An 18,064-nucleotide genomic window follows, 5' to 3' on the forward strand; every position below is an offset into this window, starting at 1 on the left:
ACTTACTTTTATGAGTTGTGCTACGATGGATGTACCAACAGGAGGAATAAAAGATACAACACCCCCAAAAATTGTGGCTTCCTATCCCGACACCTTCTCAACTAATTTTAACGATAAACTTATCAAAATTGAATTCAACGAATACTTTGTGCTCAATAGTTTAGAAAAAAACTTAATCATTTCACCTCCCTTAACCGCTCCTTACAATTACAAAATAAAAAACAAAACACTTTTTCTACATTTACATGAAACTCTTAAACCAAACACCACCTATCAACTTCAATTCGGCAACTCCATAGCCGACTATACTGCTGGAAATAAATCCAACAACCTAAAATTGATATTTTCTACAGGTTCATACATTGACAGTGGTTCTATTTCAGGTAATATAAAAAATGCCTTTACCACAAAATCTGTTGCCAATAGCAAGATTTTACTTTTTACCTCTTACTCCGATTCTAATTTATACAAAAATCCTTATTACGTAACTCTTTCTGAAAATGATGGCAACTTTTCCTTTACTAACATAGACGTATCACGAAACTATTACATATATGCATTTAATGATGAAAACGGCAACAACAAACTTGATACGAAAGAATTAGTCTATTTTCCTGTAAATGAAAATCAAACTATAGAAAACCTACAAAAGCCAATAACCATTTTTCTATCCTCAAATGAAGTTGAAACACCCCTCAAACTGAATTCCATTGCACAACATTCTAAAACAACCTTTTCTGCTAAATTTAATCACGCAATTAGTTCCACAAATATTTCAATAACAACAACACCGGACTGGTCCGGTAAAGAAACATACCAAGCCGTACCATATATTACTTCTAAAAATAAAGATAGCCTATACCTATACTTAAATGCCATTCCTTCGGATTTTAATGACTCAATTCAACTAAATATAATCATTGACTCTAACACATTTCATAAGACGATTCATTACAAACAAGTAGAAAAATCAGAGTATATAATGCTCAAGATTGATTCAAAAAACATACATCCACAACAGCCAATAAGTCTATTTGCCAACTATCCTATCAAATCAACGAATAGCGAAAAAATTACCCTTCAAAGAAAATCGGATAGTTCATTTATACCAATCAAATCAATTCGTATAGTAGATTTTAATCACCTAGTAGTTGAAGCAAAATTGGAAGAAAATACAAACTACAATCTCATTATTGACAAAAATGCCATTACATTTTCAAATCATTTCAATGATTTTCAAGACACAATTTCCTTTAAAACCAAAAATAGTCAAGAAACAGGCGAACTCAACTTTTCCATAAAGTTTGATAGTACAATTAGCCAAGATCACAAATTTTATTTTGTTCTTGAATCAGAAAAGGAAATTTTAGCACAAACCGAAATTTATAATGATACTGTTTTGGAATTTAATTACCTAAAACCACAAAAAATTAATGCTTATGTGTTTAAGGACTTAGATGAAAATAAAAAATGGTCTTCGGCAAATTACACCAAAAAAGTAAACTTTGAACCAATATGGCGACCAAAAAACGATGTAGAGATAAGAGCCAACTGGAAAACGAAAGACATTTTAATAGAAATAAAGTAACTTATTGATTTTCATCTATTTATAAAAAAATAATAATGTTAATATTTTATACTTAAACTGTTGATTATGCCTTAAAACCCAAAACAAAAATAAACAGTTGTTTACAGTCCTTAATTTTTAAAACGTTTTCCCGTGTATAGCCAACAGCAATGACAAAATTTTAAATCAACCACACCTTTAAAAGTAATCCACAATTTAAATAGCAAAGCCTTTTAAACAGGACATAACGAATGTGTAATGAATGTTGGATACCCAAATTAAAAACAAAAGCAAACATCAATATCCACAAATCCACAGCACTAAATAAAAAAGAACTAAATTTAATGTTTTCTTTTTTCTTTTTTTGTGTTGGAAAACATCAAAGGCCAATAAAACAAAAACAACTTTAATTTTGCCTCCAATGAAAGAACAGGTAGAAAAATTAATTGCCGAACTTGATGTGTTGAAAATTGAAACGAGCGAAGCGTTGGAACAATTTAGATTGGCTTATTTAACCAAAAAGGGTTTGTTAAACGATTTGTTCGATCAATTTAAAACCATTCCCAACGATTTAAAAAAGGAGATGGGTCAAAAGCTGAATCTTTTAAAGCAAAAGGCACAGAGCGTTTATGACCAAAATAAAGAAAGATTTGAAAACACAGCAGAAGGAGTAGATGATGAGATTGATTTTAGTCTTCCGGGCAGAAATGTTTCACAAGGAGCAAGACATCCGTTGACTATTGTTCAAAACCAAATGGTTTCGATTTTTGAGAAAATGGGTTTTGATATATCAGAAGGACCGGAAATAGAAGATGACTGGCATAATTTTTCAGCCCTAAATTTTCCCGAAAACCATCCGGCCAGAGATATGCAGGATACATTTTTTATAGATAATGGCATATCACTTCGCACGCATACATCGTCCGTGCAGGTGCGAGCTATGGAAAGTAGAACGCCACCCATTAGAACCATTTCACCTGGAAGAGTTTATAGAAATGAGGCCATTAGTGCACGCTCTAACAGTTTTTTTCATCAAATTGAAGGATTGTATATAGACGAAGGAGTTTCGTTTGCAGACTTAAAACAAACGCTCTTTTTGTTTGTGCAACAATTTTTTGGTGAGAACACCAAAGTTCGTTTTCGGCCCAGTTATTTCCCATTTACCGAACCCAGTGCCGAAATGGATATATATCTCGGAACGGCCACGCCGGAAGACTACAGGCTAACAAAAGGCACCGGGTGGCTCGAAATTTTAGGCTGCGGAATGGTGGACGTAAATGTGTTGGAAAATTGCGGAATTGACAGTAAAAAATATAGCGGTTTTGCCTTTGGAATGGGAGTGGAACGGATAACCATGTTTCGATATGGTGTAAAAGATTTGCGAACTTTTTTTGAAAATGACATTCGGTTTTTAAGTCAATTTAAATCCGTTGATTAAAACGAAAATAAATAACTTTGCCACCGAGAAACGGGATGTAGCTCAGCCCGGTTAGAGTACACGTCTGGGGGGCGTGTGGTCGCTGGTTCGAATCCAGTCATCCCGACAAAAGAGTCACATTACAAGTGGCTCTTTTTTGTTTATTATGAAACTCAAAATAAAATATGTCTTATTAATCATTGCCTCGTTGGTTGCAATTGCAGCATTAATAACTAACCCGAGCGAAACAAAAATCAAAAAATATTTGCTCAGTGTCGATAGTAAAACGAATGGATGTGGTGAATTTATTTCAGCGGAATATACCATGATTAATGAAAACGGGAATAAAGTTGACTATAAAATTGAACGGAAAAACTATTATCTATTTTCTCAAGTAGTATTCATAATAAATGAAAAGAAAATAACGGTTGGCATTGCAGCTTTTGACAAAGTATGGTCAACTTTGGGAGGTTAAAAACGCCACTATTTCGCCATTTTAGGATGGTCATTTCTGTTGGTGTAAAAAGGAAAAGTTCTCTGCATTGTTCTTACAAATGTATTTGGACTTCTTACAAAACTTAGCAATATTCGTATGGATTAATTATGCCATATACAACGTTCCTTCCTTTTTTTGTATCTTGTATAAAAAGTAAAGGACTATGTTTGTGTGGCGGAGATAACGAAAATATACGTAATAGGATGTTTGTATTGGGTATATCTGGATGTTAGCTGCAACCCTATGACGACAAATACTGCTAAAAATAAAAGACAATGGAAATGAAAGACATTTTAGGACTTGGAAAAGTATTACCAATTGACAAACTTATTGATATTGTTTCAAATTCAGTTGGTAAAATATCAAAACCATTTTTCGATAGAAAAGATGTTGATACTAAAGCATATGAAATTGAAAAACTTGCTGAAGCACGTGCTAAGGAAATGAAAATTATTGCTACTGCGGTAAAAGAGAATTTTCAAATCACAGGTGGCATAGAATATAAAGATGAAAAAATTTCAATCAGTTCTCCAAAAGAATTACCGGCTGAAAAACAACAACAAATATTAATCACTCCTTCTCTTGAAGAAAGAACTCAAGACAGATTAAATTTTCAAGAAGCTAAAAAGCAACTTAATATTGAAAATGTTACCGCGTTTGCCGCTGAAGAATTAAGGAACGAACAACCTGTTACTGACGAACCTTTAGATGAGGATTGGACAACTAGATTTTTCAAAATTGCAGAAGACGTATCCAATGAAGAAATGCAAGCTCTCTGGGGGAAAATTCTTGCTGGTGAAATAAAACATCCTAAATCCTATTCATTGCGAACTCTAGAACTTATACGTAATTTATCTAAAAGTGAAGCCGACACATTTATGAAAGTGGCGAATTTTGCAATAAAATCGGGTGGTAAAAATTATTTATTTAAAGGAAATGACGACAAAGCATTGAAAGAAAAGTATAAAATAAGTTACATGGATATTGCTCTTCTTACCGAGATTGGATTAATACAACCTGGTGAATTTGTAAATCATCAATTATTGCAACAGACTATAGACAGTCAGCGAGTTTTTATTGCAGGAAATATTGTCATCATTGCAAATATCAAAGCAAACACTCCAACCATCAAAATGCCCGTTAATGTATTCAGTAATTCGGGCAATGAACTTCTTAAGTTAATCAATGCAACACCATCAATGGAATACTTAACCTATTTTGCAAATTCAATAAAAAACGAAAATGTTGACATTAAATATGCACACATACTAGCGTTTGAAGACGACAATATTCGACATACTCAACCATTACAAGAATTCAAATGAGAAGGGCAGCAGCTAACAGCACCTACCCAAAAGTGGCGGTTCAGGGGTTAAATCAAGCTTTGTACTTCTATGCAAGTTTGTACTTGACTGAAAATGAATCGCTTCAAAATCACCACCTTCGGGTAGCTGCAAAACGTTATGACTAATTTGAAAAATGACAAGAATAGCATTTATACTGACAAATTGGACTTTTAATTTCAAGTTGTAATAACATGACAACTAATTCCTCAGAATCAATTCCAGAAATGATGCAACCAAATTGGACTGGACTGGACATTGATAGCTTTCCTGTGAAATTTGGACAGATTTTGAAGTTTAATAATGACAGTGCTGAAATAACTGCAATTGTTTTGGACTTTAGTGAAGACGAAGGCGGACAATGGGTTGGAGTAACCTTCATTGACCAAAATCGACTTTTTGGACGACAAATCCCGAGCGGGCTGATTAATACGAAATGTCTCGACCTTCTTGACGTAACTTATATTCAAAGAGACGGACTAATTGACTTTGAAGTATTGGAAACAATTACAGTCAACAAAAGGAAAGTTGGAATTGGCTCTCAAAGTCCTGCTACAAACTATTTAGAAATTAAGAGAGACTTCGAAAGAGGAATTGAACAAAGGAAAAAAGAACAAACCCCTTGCGACAAAGGATTGACAGATCTAAACCCTGTAAGAGAATGCTATTTTGACATTAAAACAATAAAAAACTAGCCACAACAATGGGTATAAACATAGGACGGTCAGTGGTTTTTCGTATGGCACAGCACGTATCAAAAGTAGTTGTAACTTGACAGGAAATCGTTTCGAAATGCCAAACATTTCATACACGCAACCGTTACTCAACCCTTCCCAGTTAAAAACGCCACCATTTTAGCAATGGCTCTTCCTCGGTGGCTAATGGCATTTTTTTCTGTTTTATCCATTTCGGCAAAGGTTTTTGAGTGTCCATCGGGTACAAAAATAGGGTCGTAGCCAAAACCTGCGTTGCCTCTTTTTTTAGTAATGATTGTGCCTTTAACAACACCCTCAAAAAAATGGTGTTGGCCATTAAAATAAAGCGATATAACCGTTCTAAATTGAGCAGACCTATCCGCAAAAGGTTGTAGATTTTTGAGCAACAAGGCCATATTTGCCTGATTATCTTTTTCTTCTCCGGCATATCTTGCCGAAAAAACACCCGGCTCGCCGTTTAAGGCAGTTACTTCCAATCCGGTATCATCGCTAAAAACATTGCAATTAAATTTAGAAAAAAGGGCATCCGATTTCAACCGAGCATTGCCTTCAAGTGTGTTTTCAGTTTCTTCAATTTCATCAAAAAAACCAATATCAGAAAGTGTTTTTACATTGAACGCCTCGCCCAAAATAGCCTGTATTTCGAAAGCTTTGTGGGCATTGTGTGTGGCAAAAACAAGAGGCGTTTTTTCGCTCATTTAACCGCCACAACACTAATTTCCACATGTACATTTTTAGGCAAAGTCTTTACCGCCACGGCCTCTCTTGCGGGAGGATTATCTCTAAAATACTCGCCATAAACGGCGTTTATTTTGGCATAATCATCCATGGTGGCCATAAAAATAGAGGCTTTTACCACGTTGCTGTAATCCATATCGGCAGCCTTTAAAACTGCCCCTACATTTTTTAAAACCTGATGTGTTTCGGCTTCAATGCTGTCCAAAACCAAGTTTCCGGTAGCCGGATTAATGGCAATTTGCCCTGAACAATAGAGTGTATTGCCCACTAAAACCGCCTGACTATATGGCCCGATAGCAGCCGGAGCATTATCTGTGTGAATGATTTTTTTTGAAGTTTCCATATCTTCTTTAATTGCATTCGTATTTTTGTCAGCATCAGTATAGCATGAGGATAGCAGCAATAGGCACACCGGATAGAATAAAGGAACTGACGAAAAAAGTTTCTTCAAAACACGAATTGATAGAAGTCAAAAATAATGATTTTGCAAATGCTGATATTGTTTTTGATTTAAACTTTGATGATTTTGAACATCGACTTGCTAATTACGCTCATTTAAAAGGCACAGTGGTTGTGGTTTCTGCCATAAAGCAACAATTGGAACAAGTGGTGTATGATTTTGGAAAGCCAATTCATTGCCAATTGTTTGGTATAAATGCATTACCAACATTTTTAGATAGAGAGCTTGCTGAAATGACAAGCGTTCAAGCAGATAGCAGAAAGGAAGCTGAAGAAATTTTCAAGGAACTGGATTGGCCAATAAAATGGGTTGAAAGCAGGGTGGGAATGGTAACGCCACGCGTAGTTTTAATGATAATAAACGAGGCCTATTACACGGTGCAAGAAGGAACGGCGGCAAAGGAAGACATTGACATAGGCATGAAGCTGGGAACAGCCTATCCGAAGGGACCATTTGAGTGGGCCAACGAAATTGGTCTAAAAAATGTGTATGAGGTTTTAAATGCCCTATACATAGACACGCATGATGAACGTTACAAGGTTTGCCCTATGCTAAAAACGGAGTATTTACAACTGGTTTCATCGGTTTCGGTTTGAGAAAATTATATAAATTTATCTTTAAACAGTTGGGGTGGAAGGTAGCCGGACGATTGCCCGTCAATCATAAAAAATACGTTTTAGTTGTTGCACCACATACCAGCAATTGGGATTTTTTTGTCGGACTTGGTGCCAGAGCCACATTCAATTTTTGGCCACAATATGCGGCTAAAAGCGACTTGTTTTTTTGGCCTTTGGGTTGGATTCTTAAAAGACTGGGGGGCTATCCCGTGGTTAGGTCAAAAAACACCAACTTTGTTCAGAGTTTTGCCGATATTTTTAAAAAAGAAAAAGAGTTTATTCTGACTATAACTCCCGAAGGGACACGTAGCTATAACCCCGACTGGAAAACAGGTTTTTATTACATTGCAAAAGAAGCGAACGTGCCTATTGTTCCGGTGGCTTTTGACTATAAAACCAAAACGGTGACCATGCGAGAACCGATGAATACAGACATGTCGGTGGAAGAAACCATTGATGAATTAAAAAAATGGTATAGCCATTTTCAGGGTAAAAATCCCCAAAACGGTGTGCACTATGATAATTGACTCGCCCGTTGGAAAGCTGAAAATTGTAGAAAGTGAACTCGGAGTTTCGGAACTTATTTTTGGTAAAAAATCAGAAGAAAAAATGGATAGTGCTTTTTCGGAGGCGGCACACCAAATCAAAGAATATTTTGACGGAAAAAGAAAAGTATTTGAACTAAAATTAGACTTAAAAGGAACTGATTTTCAGCTTAAAGTTTGGAACGAATTATTAAAAATCCCTTATGGAAAAACCATTAGTTATGAGGATTTGGCCATGCGGTTGGGGGACGAAAAAGTAATACGTGCTGCGGCATCAGCCAATGGCAAAAACCCGATTCCTATCCTTGTTCCATGCCACCGTGTAATAGGTAAAGATGGAAGCCTAACGGGCTATTCCGGCCAACTTTGGCGAAAAGAGATGTTGTTGAGGCACGAGGGTGTTCTAAAGCAAACCACGATTTTCTAAAAAAAAACAAAAGCCTCCATCACGGAGGCTAATCAAACCAATTCATCCATTTTTAAGAAGTAAGAATGCTTATAATTTTGACAAACCAGTTCGGGTTATTTGCTGTTCAATATTTTCGAAATAAACGTGATACAATCCCAATGAAAAAGAGGTTAAATCAATTTCAAAGTGTTTTTGATTTGGTTTTATGGTAGCAACCTCAACACCTCTTGCATCAATGATTTTTACCGTTGTTATAATACTTGATGATTGCACCGTTACATTATTGATGGCAGGGTTAGGAAATAATTTTAGACTGCCAAATGAAATACGGGCAATTCCGCCATGGTGTGTTGTGTCCACAACGTGTGTGGTGTCATCACACAATATAGGCAACGGGCTAAGCTCTAGTCTATCGCCTTCTTTGATTGTTTTGCCGCTAAAGGCTGAGCTGTTTGTGGCATATTTGTATGCTCTAAAACAAGCGTTTCCTAAGGGTTTTGTTCCTTGAGTTATTGGCCCTGTAGCCGTGATTGGGTTTACATAACTCCAGAGGATATTTTTATTTTGGTCTATTTCAAAAAAGTGACCTTTTGTGCTTTCACAAATCAAGAAGTGACCATTAGACAACGGTTGAACACTGCTCATGTTTACACTGTAAAAGTCCTTTTTTATAGGGTTGGCGGTATATTCCCACTCCGAATTAGGCGGACCAAAAGGCTTCGTGCCGTCAATGGCATATTTGCCGTTAATATCAAGTGATGGAGTAAACAGTTCTACGGAAGAGTATGCCCGTGTCCCACCATTGTTAAAAAACAGAATTTTACCGGCATTGGGATAACCTTTTGGAATCCATTGTGCATCATGTTGCTTAAAACTTACTTGGTCTGCTGATGTGCCTCTGCCATAAACAGCGGGGTTTCCGTATCTGTATAGTATATCGCCTCCTTTATTTTGTTGTCCACCAAAATGACCGCCGCTCTGTTGGTCGGTGGTGCTGTGGTCTATAATATAAATTTCGCTAAAGGCATGGCAGCTAATCATTATTTGATCTAAATCGGCATTGTAATCAATAGAATTAAAATGAAGCCAATCTTTGTTGTCGGTAACGTAATTAGAGTTAAAATTTAGCCGTTCAGGATACTGCGAAATGATGCCAAAATTGGCTTTTGCGTCGTCATAATCTTGCACCAAATGGTTCATTGCGTCCCAACGCCAAACAATTTGATAGCCGCTATCTTTTAAGGGGACAATTTCCCAAATACTTTCAGTCCAGATAGGTTGTTCGGGGTCAACATGTTGAGGGTCTCTGCCGGCGTTAACAGCATCTTCGTTTGATACCATTCTCCATAGCAAAACCAATAAATGTCCATTTGGCATAAGTTCAATGTCGTGGTGTTGGCTAAAAGAATCGTCAGACAAATTGGCAAACCACACAAGATTGCCATCCCAATCAAATTCTTCAATTCGCCCACCGTTGCCACCGGCATGGTCAAACTCATCGTGCATTACATGAGCCGTTCTCAGCAAGTTGCCGTTGGGTTTTAAATAACACACCGCACCGGGAGTGTAGTTGCTTACCCACTTTTTTACTTCATGCCCACAGTTGTTGAGCAAATAAGTGTTTTTTGAAGGAAATGGAAACAAAAGCGTGTAACCATCAAACGTGGTGCTATCGTTTTTGAACAAACCAACGGTTTGTTGGGCAAAAGAAGAGTTGCTGGTTAGAGCATTTAGAGAAGAAACAAGGCCAACTAAAAGTAAAGTTTTTACATACGTTTTCAAAGAGGGTAAATTAAAAAATCATTTAAATAAAAACCCCAAACGGAGATATGAATACATTTATTTCAAGAATTTTTTTTAAAAATTCTTGAAATAAATAACTAATTGATAATGAGACAAAAAAAGTTAACGGACAACCAAAATTGGACTATAAATCACCGAATTTTCAGCAATGATTTTAACAAAATATTTCCCCGAAGCAAGATGGGATATATCTACTGTGTATTCATTTTCTGGGCTTAAAAAATCATTTGAAAACACCTTTTGTTCAAGCATATCATAAATTTCGATACCAGATATGGGGTGTGCTTTATCATTGGTGGAAATGATTAAAACCTCTGTTGTTGGGTTTGGGTATAAAGTGAAAGCACCAACGTTGACATCTGAAATGGCGGCGTTTTTTCCCGTTGTAAAACTCCAAGCCTTGCACCAATTTCCTGTGGCAAAACTACTTTTTGCCCTCACCCTCCAATAAAAAGTGGTGTATCCTTTTAAGTTGGTAAATGTTGTGGAGTTTCCTGTAGAGCTACGTTCTATTGGCGAACCAAAATTTGGGTCGTCATCAAGCTGCACATCAAACGAAACCGCGGGCATGGCTTGCCATGATAAGCTAATGTTAACCGTTGCATTTTGCAGGTTGTTACTGGGGCTAACCAACACCGGAATATCCATTGTGTCTTTGGTATTAAAAGACCAAGTATAGCTCCAATCTCCAATTTCTTGACCACTGCTATTCTTTGATTTTATGTGCCAGTAATACGTGGTTTTTGGTTTGAGAGCCACTGTTTGTTTTGTGCCGGCGGTAGTATATTGCTTTGGAGAACTAAAATCGGGGCTTTCTGAAAACTGTAGAATATAACTGGCAGCACCACTATATGCCGACCACTCAAAGTTTATACCCAGAGGAATGTTGGAAGAGTTGCTGTCGGGGTATATAAGTTTTGAGGCCTGAATGGGTCGCGTGGTAAAATTCCATACCTCGCTCCAGTCGGTGGTGTCTTTGCTGTGATAAACCTTTCCTCTCCAGTAGTATTTGGTATTGTATTGCACCGGAGCCTCTCCAATGAAATAGTGGAAAAAATCATTGGTGCCTGTATCGGCAAAAACAGATGGGTTTGTAAATCCGGAAGAAGTGTCGAGGTGCAAAATATACCCGGTTGTGCCTTTGATGGAATTCCAGTCAAGACTAATCAAGCTGATATTCGTACTGTTGTTTCTTGGCCAATTAAGCCGCACAGGGTTTAACACTTTAAAAACCCATGTGTCGCTCCAATCGGAGGTATCGGTTTCTGTGATGGCTCGCACTTTCCAATTGTAGATTTGGCCAAAGTACAAATCTCTAACTGTTTTTTGAGTTATGCTGTCCACAATGTACTTCTCCAAAACAGGAGAATTAAAATTGGCCGAACTATCAAGCCAAACTTCATATTTTGATACAAACTTTATAGGGTTCCAGATTAAATCGGTCTCGGCATCTGCACCTAAAAAATTGCTGTTAAACGGGCGAAATAATGTGGGTTTTGAAACCGTAGTAAAACTTTGCCCTAAACCATTTTTACTCCAATCGGAGGTGTCGTATAGGTGCCACATTCGCATTCGCCAATAATAGGTTTGGTTGAACTTCAAGGTTGGTGGCCAATATTTTGTTTGAGTGCTATCCAACACCGTATCCGAAAATAATTCAGAGAAATCTGCTTTTTCGGAAAGTTGAATTTGAAAAAACTCACTTCCCAAAACAGGCCCCGACCACGTTAGACTGTCTTTTACCTGCACCTCTTTGGTACTTAAAAATGGGTAGTATTGGGTAACGGAAGAAACGATTTTATCCGTTGCTGTTCTGCTCCATTCGCCAGTGTCTTTGGCATGAAATGGGCGGCATCGAATGAAATATGTTTGACCATAATCAAGCTTTTCGAGCAATACAAAGGTTGTGTCGGTATAAAAATCCTTTTTGTTAATAGAAGAAAAATCGATGGCCGTATCCACCTGAAAATGATAACCTAACACATTTTTTAGAGCCAACGGTACATATACAGGCTGTGTGGGGCTGGTTCGGGAAATACTGATAAATCGATTTTTTAACCCATCCACTGTAAAGTAGCTGGTTGCCCATAGCGAGGTGTCGTCTGAATGAACGCTGCGAATTCTCCAATAATATTTGGTGTCAAACATCAACTGCCGTATGGTTAAGTATTCTGTTTTGTTAAAATTGTCTGTAGAGTCGAGCAAAACAGGGGAATTAAAATGGGGTGTGGTATCCAGTTGAATCTGCACTGTAGCCGCAGAGATATCGCCCAGCCACTTAAACTCTACGTTTACCCCATTTGAGCTTGAAAAGGGAGAGGGACTTTGAGGTCGTAAACTGTCATAAACCGTTCCGTATATGGTGTCTGACCAAGGGGAGTTGCCCGAAGGTTTTAAACCACGCACACGACAAAAGTATTTTTGGCCAAACAATAAGTTTACAAAATAGTCATCCACCCAAGGATTAGATCCCGTATCAGGCAAAATCAAGGTTTTTTTGTGAGAAGAATTAAAACTTGAAATGCTGTCCATCTGAAACTCAAACGTATCATACCCAAAAACTTTAAATGTAGAGGCATTGAGTCGAGGTGTCCATGTTTGGCCATTGGCGGTTGGTGTATAGAGTTGTATAGAGGAAAGTGTGGTGAACGACCAAGCATCAGACCAAGTGGAAGAGTCGGTGCTTTTTCTTACTTTAACCCGCCAATAATAGGTGGTATTAAGCTTTAGTTTTTCAAAAAAAACAGAAGTTAAAGAACTTCCTGAAGACTCCACTTTGGTGGCGGCATTGGTAAAAGAACTGTTTTCGGCTAATTGAAAAACGTATTCCGTGCCACCGCTGACATTTTTTGTATATAACCGAGGCCCAGTGGCAACGTTGGTAGAACCATCTAATGGAGAGAATAAAACGGGCTTGGTCATGGTGGCAAATGCCGGGCAGGAGAAAAGCAACAAAGCAAATCTCAAAAACAAATTCTTCATGAAACAAAACTAAAGGTTGGATAAGAGAATGGAAACATTTTTTAGGCAACGTTTAATATTTTTGAATTACTGAAGAAAATATAGGAACAGAGAGTGATAAATAAAATTGGTCAGGTATAGTGATACCAAAAAACAAAACCTATTAACCCAAAGTTATATCTTTGAACAATTGCACAAAACAATGGAAGCATACATCATAAACGGATACAGAACTGCGGTGGCAAAAGCCGGAAAAGGTGGGTTTCGATTTACCTCTCCGGTTGATTTTGGAGCAGCGGTTATTGACCATCTCATAGACAACACACCCGGTTTTGACCCCAACACGGTGGAAGATATTTTGGTGGGCAATGCCGTGCCGGAGGCCGAACAGGGCTTGCAAATGGCCCGCTGGGTGGCCGTAAAATCAAAACTTCCGCTAAGTGTAGGCGGTGCAACCGTGAACCGATATTGTGGCAGCGGCCTCGAAACCATTAGCATGGCCGTAGCCAAAATAAAAGCCGGTTTGGCCGATTGCATTATTGCCGGAGGTACAGAAAGTATGAGCTTGGTGCCGACCGTTGGTTTTAAAACTGTTCCCAATTATGAGATTGCAAAAAACCACCCGGATTATTTTTTAGGAATGGGTCTTACCGCAGAAGAAGTAGCTACTAAATTTAATGTGAGCCGCGAAGACCAAGACACATTTGCGTTGCATTCGCACCAAAAAGCCATTGCCGCTATTGAGGCCGGAAAGTTTAACGACGAAATTGTGCCATTTGCGGTGGAAGAAGTGTTTTACAATGCCGAAAAACGAAAACGGGAAACCCGAAATTTTGTGGTTAAAACAGATGAAGGCCCGCGAAAAGACACCAGTTTGGAAGTGTTGGCCAAATTGAAACCGGCCTTTAAACAAGGTGGTTCGGTTACGGCCGGAAACTCATCGCAAACCAGTGATGGTGCAGCCTTTGTGATTGTGATGAGTGAAAAAATGATGAAAGCTCAATGTTTAACACCTATGGGCAGACTGGTGTCCGTGGCAAGTGCAGGAGTGGATCCTCGATATATGGGCATTGGCCCTGTGGAAGCCGTACCGAAAGCATTGGCTCGAGCTGGTTTAAAAATTCAGGATATTGACCAAATCGAGTTAAACGAAGCATTTGCTTCGCAAAGTTTGGCGGTTATACAAGAGTTGAATTTAAACCCCGAAATTATTAATGTAAACGGAGGTGCCATTGCTTTAGGGCATCCGTTGGGATGCACAGGAGCAAAGCTCTCCATCCAACTTTTAAACGAAATGAAACGCCGAAATCAAAGATATGGCATTGTAACAGCTTGTATTGGCGGGGGACAGGGTATTGCCGTGGTTTATGAGCGATTGTAGATTTTTTTTTGAACGCATCGAATATCTTGTAAGCTCAACTTGACCCTTTTCAAATTCACGAGATAGAATATTCCAACAGTATCGGGTTGTCCAACAATATGTCATAAATCATGAAAATATCCCGCGTTTTCTCCTTGGTTCGATTTATCTTTTGCTAGAACAAGTACGTAACCAGATATTATATAAATCACCACGACAAACACCAACCCCCCTAAACCTAAAATGTATAGACACATGCTATCAAAAAGAACATTTATTAGGATAAAAGGATAGAATTGTACACTTACACTTAGCCCCTTCAATCCCAAAACGTGCATTTTTTTTGATACCATTGCTACTGCTAATATTATTGCCGAAGAACTTATTATTATCCATAAGTTGGTATTAGTTTGAACGGCTAAGGCGTAAATTGAGGTAACGCAAATAGCCGCCGCAGGAGTTGGTAACCCGATGAAATTTACAGAAGGTTCTAGGGTATTAAATTTGGCAAGTCTGTACCATGCCGCAATAAGATAGAATACTGGTAAAATTGCCACACACACACCTCCAATTGGAGCGTGTGACTGAAGATATTCATATAGGAGAATAGTGGGAAATAACCCAAAGCTAACCAAGTCAGCAAGGGAGTCAAGCTGCTTGCCCAACTCCCCAGATTTTTTAAAGACTCGAGCCATTTTTCCATCCAATAAATCAGACAGGAGACAAACACCCATTAAGATAAATAATTGATTTATTTCAATATCAGATTTTAGTGTGTAAATAATTAAATAAGAACCAAGAATTAGATTTGTTGCTGTAAATAAAATTGGAATCATTTTTTAATCTATTAAACTAAAGCCACAGTATCCTCTCAATACTTCTGGAATAATAATTCCCTCTGGAGTCTGATTGTTCTCAAGTAAAGCAGCTACAATTCGAGGAAGAGCTAATGCACTTCCGTTCAAAGTATGGGCTAATTCGTTTTTACCATCCGCATTTCTAAATCTAAGTTTCAATCTATTGGCCTGAAAAGTTTCAAAATTAGATACAGAACTCACCTCCAACCATCTTTCTTGGGCAGCACTCCAAACCTCCATATCGTAGGTCATGGCACTTGCAAAACCCATATCGCCACCACATAGCAACAAAACCCGATAGTGCAATCCCAATTTTTGCAGTAAACCCTGAACGTACTCGCTCATAGATTCAAGGGTCTCGTATGATTTGGCTGGATGAGCTATTTGCACAATCTCTACTTTGTCAAACTGATGAAGACGGTTTAATCCTCTCACATCTTTCCCGTAGCTACCTGCTTCGCGTCTAAAACACGGAGTATAACCACAATTTTTTATGGGAAAATCATCCTCTTTCAGAATGACATCACGGTAAATATTTGTGATAGGTACTTCGGCAGTTGGGATACAGTACAGATTGTCAGCAGGAGCAAAATACATTTGACCCTCCTTGTCTGGCAACTGTCCTGTACCAAATCCACTGGCTTCGTTTACCAAAATGGGCGGTTGAATCTCTTCATAACCGGCTTCGCGAGCTTCATCCAAAAAAAAGTTAATCAATGCTCTTTGCAATCTTGCTCCTTTGCCACGATATACAGGAAATCCTGCACCGGTTATTTTTACTCCCAATTCAAAATCAATGAGATTGTACTTAGCTGCAAGCTCCCAGTGAGGTAAATTCTGCTTCAACACCAGTTTTTCCCCATATATCAATGTCACAAGATTGTCGTTGCAAGATTTTCCTCTGGGAACTTTTAAGGAAGGTGCATTGGGTATTAAGCACAGCACTTCAAATAGCTTTGCCTCTATTTTTTTCAATGCCCTTCTTAGTTTTGAGCTTTTTTCTTTAAGTTCAAGAACTTGAACCTTCATTGAATTAAGTTCTGGCGTTTCATTTTCCATTGTCAGTTGACCAATGTCATTTGCCATTTTTTTACTTTGTCCAAGTACTGATTCTAATTCTGTTTGGGTTGCTTTCCGTTTTTCATCCAACAAAATAGCCCTGGTGATTAGATCATCAAAGTTTTTTCCTCTTTTGAGAAGACTCTCCTTGAGAGCCTCAGTCTCACTTTGTAATTGTTTGATATTTAACATTTTAAAAACAAATATTATTCGATACTACTATTTGATCCGCATAATTTTTTTTACCTTCCATTGTTTTGATCTCATGATACTCACCGTCAATACAGGCAATTGGGAAGCGGCCAGTTAGCTCTGATTTAATACCATTTACCTCGGTGATTACAAAGGCTCCACCACCTAGGCTTTCTGCATAAAAAGTCCAAGGTTTCCTAGAAGCTGTAGTGGTTAGGGCTACATGTACAGCGTTATCAGCGTAATTTGAATCCTCGATATATGACACCTTTTCGCTAGAGTATTCAATTTGGCGTTCAGCGTTCTCAAAAGCACGCAGCAGATCTATTTTATAAGATGGCTCGTTCAACAATCCACAAAGTATACTTTCTCTGGTCATGTGGCCAATACCCGTGGTCGCAAAGCTGTTATACAATCGCAGCTCATCTAAAATAAATTTTTCTGATACTAACATCGAAATAAGGGTACCGATTCGCGTAGGAGCTAGCGAGTGAGAAGATGATGGGCCGAAGGTCGTGCCTCCACACACATCAAACATGCTTCGTTCTCTGAAATATGCTTTTGGCATTAACGTGTTACTCGCTATTTCTATGTCCGTTAGACCTAGATTTGGCGGGCATACATCGTTTTTGGAGTTAAGTAAATACCCTCCTTTTCCCATCATCTTCTGCCACCCTAAACTCAAACATTTCGCCCCAGAACATCTCTCTTTATTACTCAAAGGCATTGATCTCATAATAGCCCAAGCCTTTACCATATATCTATCTAATTCGTAGATCTCAATATCAAGGATAGTCTCTTCAACCAAACACTTAGTTGCCATTTCAAAAGCGTTTTTGGTGGCCATCACGTTCAGTTGAACGCATGGAATGGTTACCTTGCCTCCAATTGTCTCACATTTTAAGGCTTCGGCACGAGTCCATGTGAGCCTACATGCCCGTATTGCCTGGGCAAAAGATCCACCATTATAAAGCACAACTAACACGGCGGCAGCCGCTGAGGTTACCCCCGTCTCAGCAAAACAACCACCCATTGCTGCCGAGACCGAAGAATTTTGTTCAATAATAGTGGCAAAAACATATGAGGCAATCGTACAATCAATTAACCGTTCCAAATCGAAATCTGTCTCAGACAGCTTAGCCCACACAGCAGGGTATATCCCACTCGAACCGCTCGTGCATATGGCATCAGTACCACAGTGCAGGTCGTTAAGTGCAACCATGGCTGCTGCCACGTAGCTGCTGAGGCTACTAGGGTATTTTTTCGCCAAGTTAACTGCGTAATTACCAATCAGCTCATCATCGGTCGCACTTTCTACATAATGATTCACATTTCTCAGAGCACGTTCAATTTGCTGTTTCACAAATTCCTTGAGAAATGACACATCTTTGCCATCGAATGCCAGCGGATTAAGCACCTTTTCCCGCTCGTGAGCGATTTTCACAAGGTTGGAAACACTTTGGTCAGAACCTAGTAGCTCCAATAACTCACGGAAATTGTTGTAAATATATTTACTCATATTTC

The 18,064-nt window shown here is 38.4% G+C and carries 17 protein-coding genes and 1 tRNA gene; 11 read left to right on the plus strand and 7 right to left on the minus strand.

All coding sequences use genetic code 11. From position 1 onward, the window contains the following. Window positions 1-10 precede the first annotated feature (10 nt). From H6607_08795 to H6607_08825, 7 genes are all read left to right on the plus strand, one after another. A complete protein-coding gene (locus H6607_08795; GenBank protein ID MCB9262457.1) occupies window positions 11-1,588 on the plus strand; it encodes an Ig-like domain-containing protein in 1,578 nt (525 codons plus the stop codon). A 400-nt stretch (window positions 1,589-1,988) separates the two neighbouring features. Next, window positions 1,989-3,005, plus strand: a complete 1,017-nt coding sequence (gene pheS / locus H6607_08800) for a phenylalanine--tRNA ligase subunit alpha (protein MCB9262458.1) — start codon at window positions 1,989-1,991, stop codon at window positions 3,003-3,005. 31 nt (window positions 3,006-3,036) lie between these two features. Continuing rightward, a tRNA-Pro gene (locus H6607_08805) sits at window positions 3,037-3,111 on the plus strand. 39 nt (window positions 3,112-3,150) lie between these two features. Next, window positions 3,151-3,459, plus strand: a complete 309-nt coding sequence (locus tag H6607_08810; protein MCB9262459.1) for a hypothetical protein — start codon at window positions 3,151-3,153, stop codon at window positions 3,457-3,459. 302 nt (window positions 3,460-3,761) lie between these two features. Then, entirely contained in the window at window positions 3,762-4,805 is a 1,044-nt protein-coding gene (locus tag H6607_08815) for a DUF2806 domain-containing protein (protein ID MCB9262460.1), read from the plus strand. Next, window positions 4,802-4,951, plus strand: coding sequence for a hypothetical protein (locus H6607_08820; GenBank protein MCB9262461.1), 150 nt, complete (start codon window positions 4,802-4,804; stop codon window positions 4,949-4,951). Before H6607_08815 ends, H6607_08820 begins: the two co-directional genes overlap by 4 nt. Window positions 4,952-5,017: 66 nt before the next feature. Continuing rightward, the gene (locus tag H6607_08825) at window positions 5,018-5,518 is read left to right on the plus strand and encodes a hypothetical protein (GenBank protein ID MCB9262462.1); all 501 of its coding nucleotides are present in this window, start codon (window positions 5,018-5,020) and stop codon (window positions 5,516-5,518) included. 128 nt (window positions 5,519-5,646) lie between these two features. On the opposite strand, the gene rdgB is transcribed toward H6607_08825, so the two are convergent. Both rdgB and H6607_08835 read right to left on the minus strand, forming a co-directional pair. After that, a complete protein-coding gene (rdgB, locus tag H6607_08830) occupies window positions 5,647-6,237 on the minus strand; it encodes an RdgB/HAM1 family non-canonical purine NTP pyrophosphatase (protein ID MCB9262463.1) in 591 nt (196 codons plus the stop codon). Continuing rightward, window positions 6,234-6,620 carry a RidA family protein gene (locus H6607_08835; protein ID MCB9262464.1) on the minus strand — a complete coding sequence of 129 codons (387 nt, stop codon included), beginning with the start codon at window positions 6,618-6,620 and terminating at the stop codon, window positions 6,234-6,236. The genes rdgB and H6607_08835 overlap by 4 nt, the downstream gene beginning before the upstream one ends. A gap of 44 nt (window positions 6,621-6,664) precedes the next feature. Between H6607_08835 and H6607_08840 the strand changes: the two genes are divergently transcribed. The 3 genes from H6607_08840 to H6607_08850 are packed head-to-tail and all read left to right on the plus strand — an operon-like array spanning window position 6,665 to window position 8,326. Beyond that, on the plus strand, window positions 6,665-7,333 hold the full coding sequence (locus tag H6607_08840) for a 3-hydroxyacyl-CoA dehydrogenase (protein ID MCB9262465.1): 669 nt from the start codon (window positions 6,665-6,667) through the stop codon (window positions 7,331-7,333). Next, complete coding sequence (locus H6607_08845; GenBank protein MCB9262466.1) at window positions 7,330-7,881, plus strand: 1-acyl-sn-glycerol-3-phosphate acyltransferase; 552 nt, start codon at window positions 7,330-7,332, stop codon at window positions 7,879-7,881. Before H6607_08840 ends, H6607_08845 begins: the two co-directional genes overlap by 4 nt. Then, window positions 7,871-8,326 (plus strand): methylated-DNA--[protein]-cysteine S-methyltransferase, encoded by a 456-nt coding sequence (locus tag H6607_08850; protein MCB9262467.1) that lies wholly within the window; start codon window positions 7,871-7,873, stop codon window positions 8,324-8,326. Before H6607_08845 ends, H6607_08850 begins: the two co-directional genes overlap by 11 nt. Window positions 8,327-8,395: 69 nt before the next feature. Here the strand turns inward: H6607_08850 and H6607_08855 are convergent, their stop codons facing one another. Then, window positions 8,396-10,090, minus strand: a complete 1,695-nt coding sequence (locus H6607_08855) for an aryl-sulfate sulfotransferase (GenBank protein ID MCB9262468.1) — start codon at window positions 10,088-10,090, stop codon at window positions 8,396-8,398. Window positions 10,091-10,213: 123 nt separating this feature from the next. After that, entirely contained in the window at window positions 10,214-13,093 is a 2,880-nt protein-coding gene (locus tag H6607_08860; protein MCB9262469.1) for a T9SS type A sorting domain-containing protein, read from the minus strand. A gap of 181 nt (window positions 13,094-13,274) precedes the next feature. On the opposite strand from H6607_08860, the gene H6607_08865 reads away from it, so the two are divergent. Then, window positions 13,275-14,453 (plus strand): thiolase family protein, encoded by a 1,179-nt coding sequence (locus H6607_08865; GenBank protein MCB9262470.1) that lies wholly within the window; start codon window positions 13,275-13,277, stop codon window positions 14,451-14,453. 101 nt (window positions 14,454-14,554) lie between these two features. Here H6607_08865 and H6607_08870 read toward each other — a convergent pair whose 3' ends face one another. The 3 genes from H6607_08870 to H6607_08880 are packed head-to-tail and all read right to left on the minus strand — an operon-like array spanning window position 14,555 to window position 18,059. Beyond that, entirely contained in the window at window positions 14,555-15,268 is a 714-nt protein-coding gene (locus H6607_08870; GenBank protein ID MCB9262471.1) for a CDP-alcohol phosphatidyltransferase family protein, read from the minus strand. 3 nt (window positions 15,269-15,271) lie between these two features. Next, window positions 15,272-16,540: a serine--tRNA ligase gene (gene serS, locus H6607_08875; protein ID MCB9262472.1), complete on the minus strand. Its 1,269-nt coding sequence runs from the start codon at window positions 16,538-16,540 to the stop codon at window positions 15,272-15,274. Between the two features lies 1 nt (window position 16,541). After that, window positions 16,542-18,059, minus strand: a complete 1,518-nt coding sequence (locus H6607_08880) for an L-serine ammonia-lyase, iron-sulfur-dependent, subunit alpha (GenBank protein ID MCB9262473.1) — start codon at window positions 18,057-18,059, stop codon at window positions 16,542-16,544. Window positions 18,060-18,064 lie beyond the last annotated feature (5 nt).

Source organism: Flavobacteriales bacterium, assembly GCA_020635395.1.
GTDB lineage: Bacteria > Bacteroidota > Bacteroidia > NS11-12g > UBA9320 > UBA987.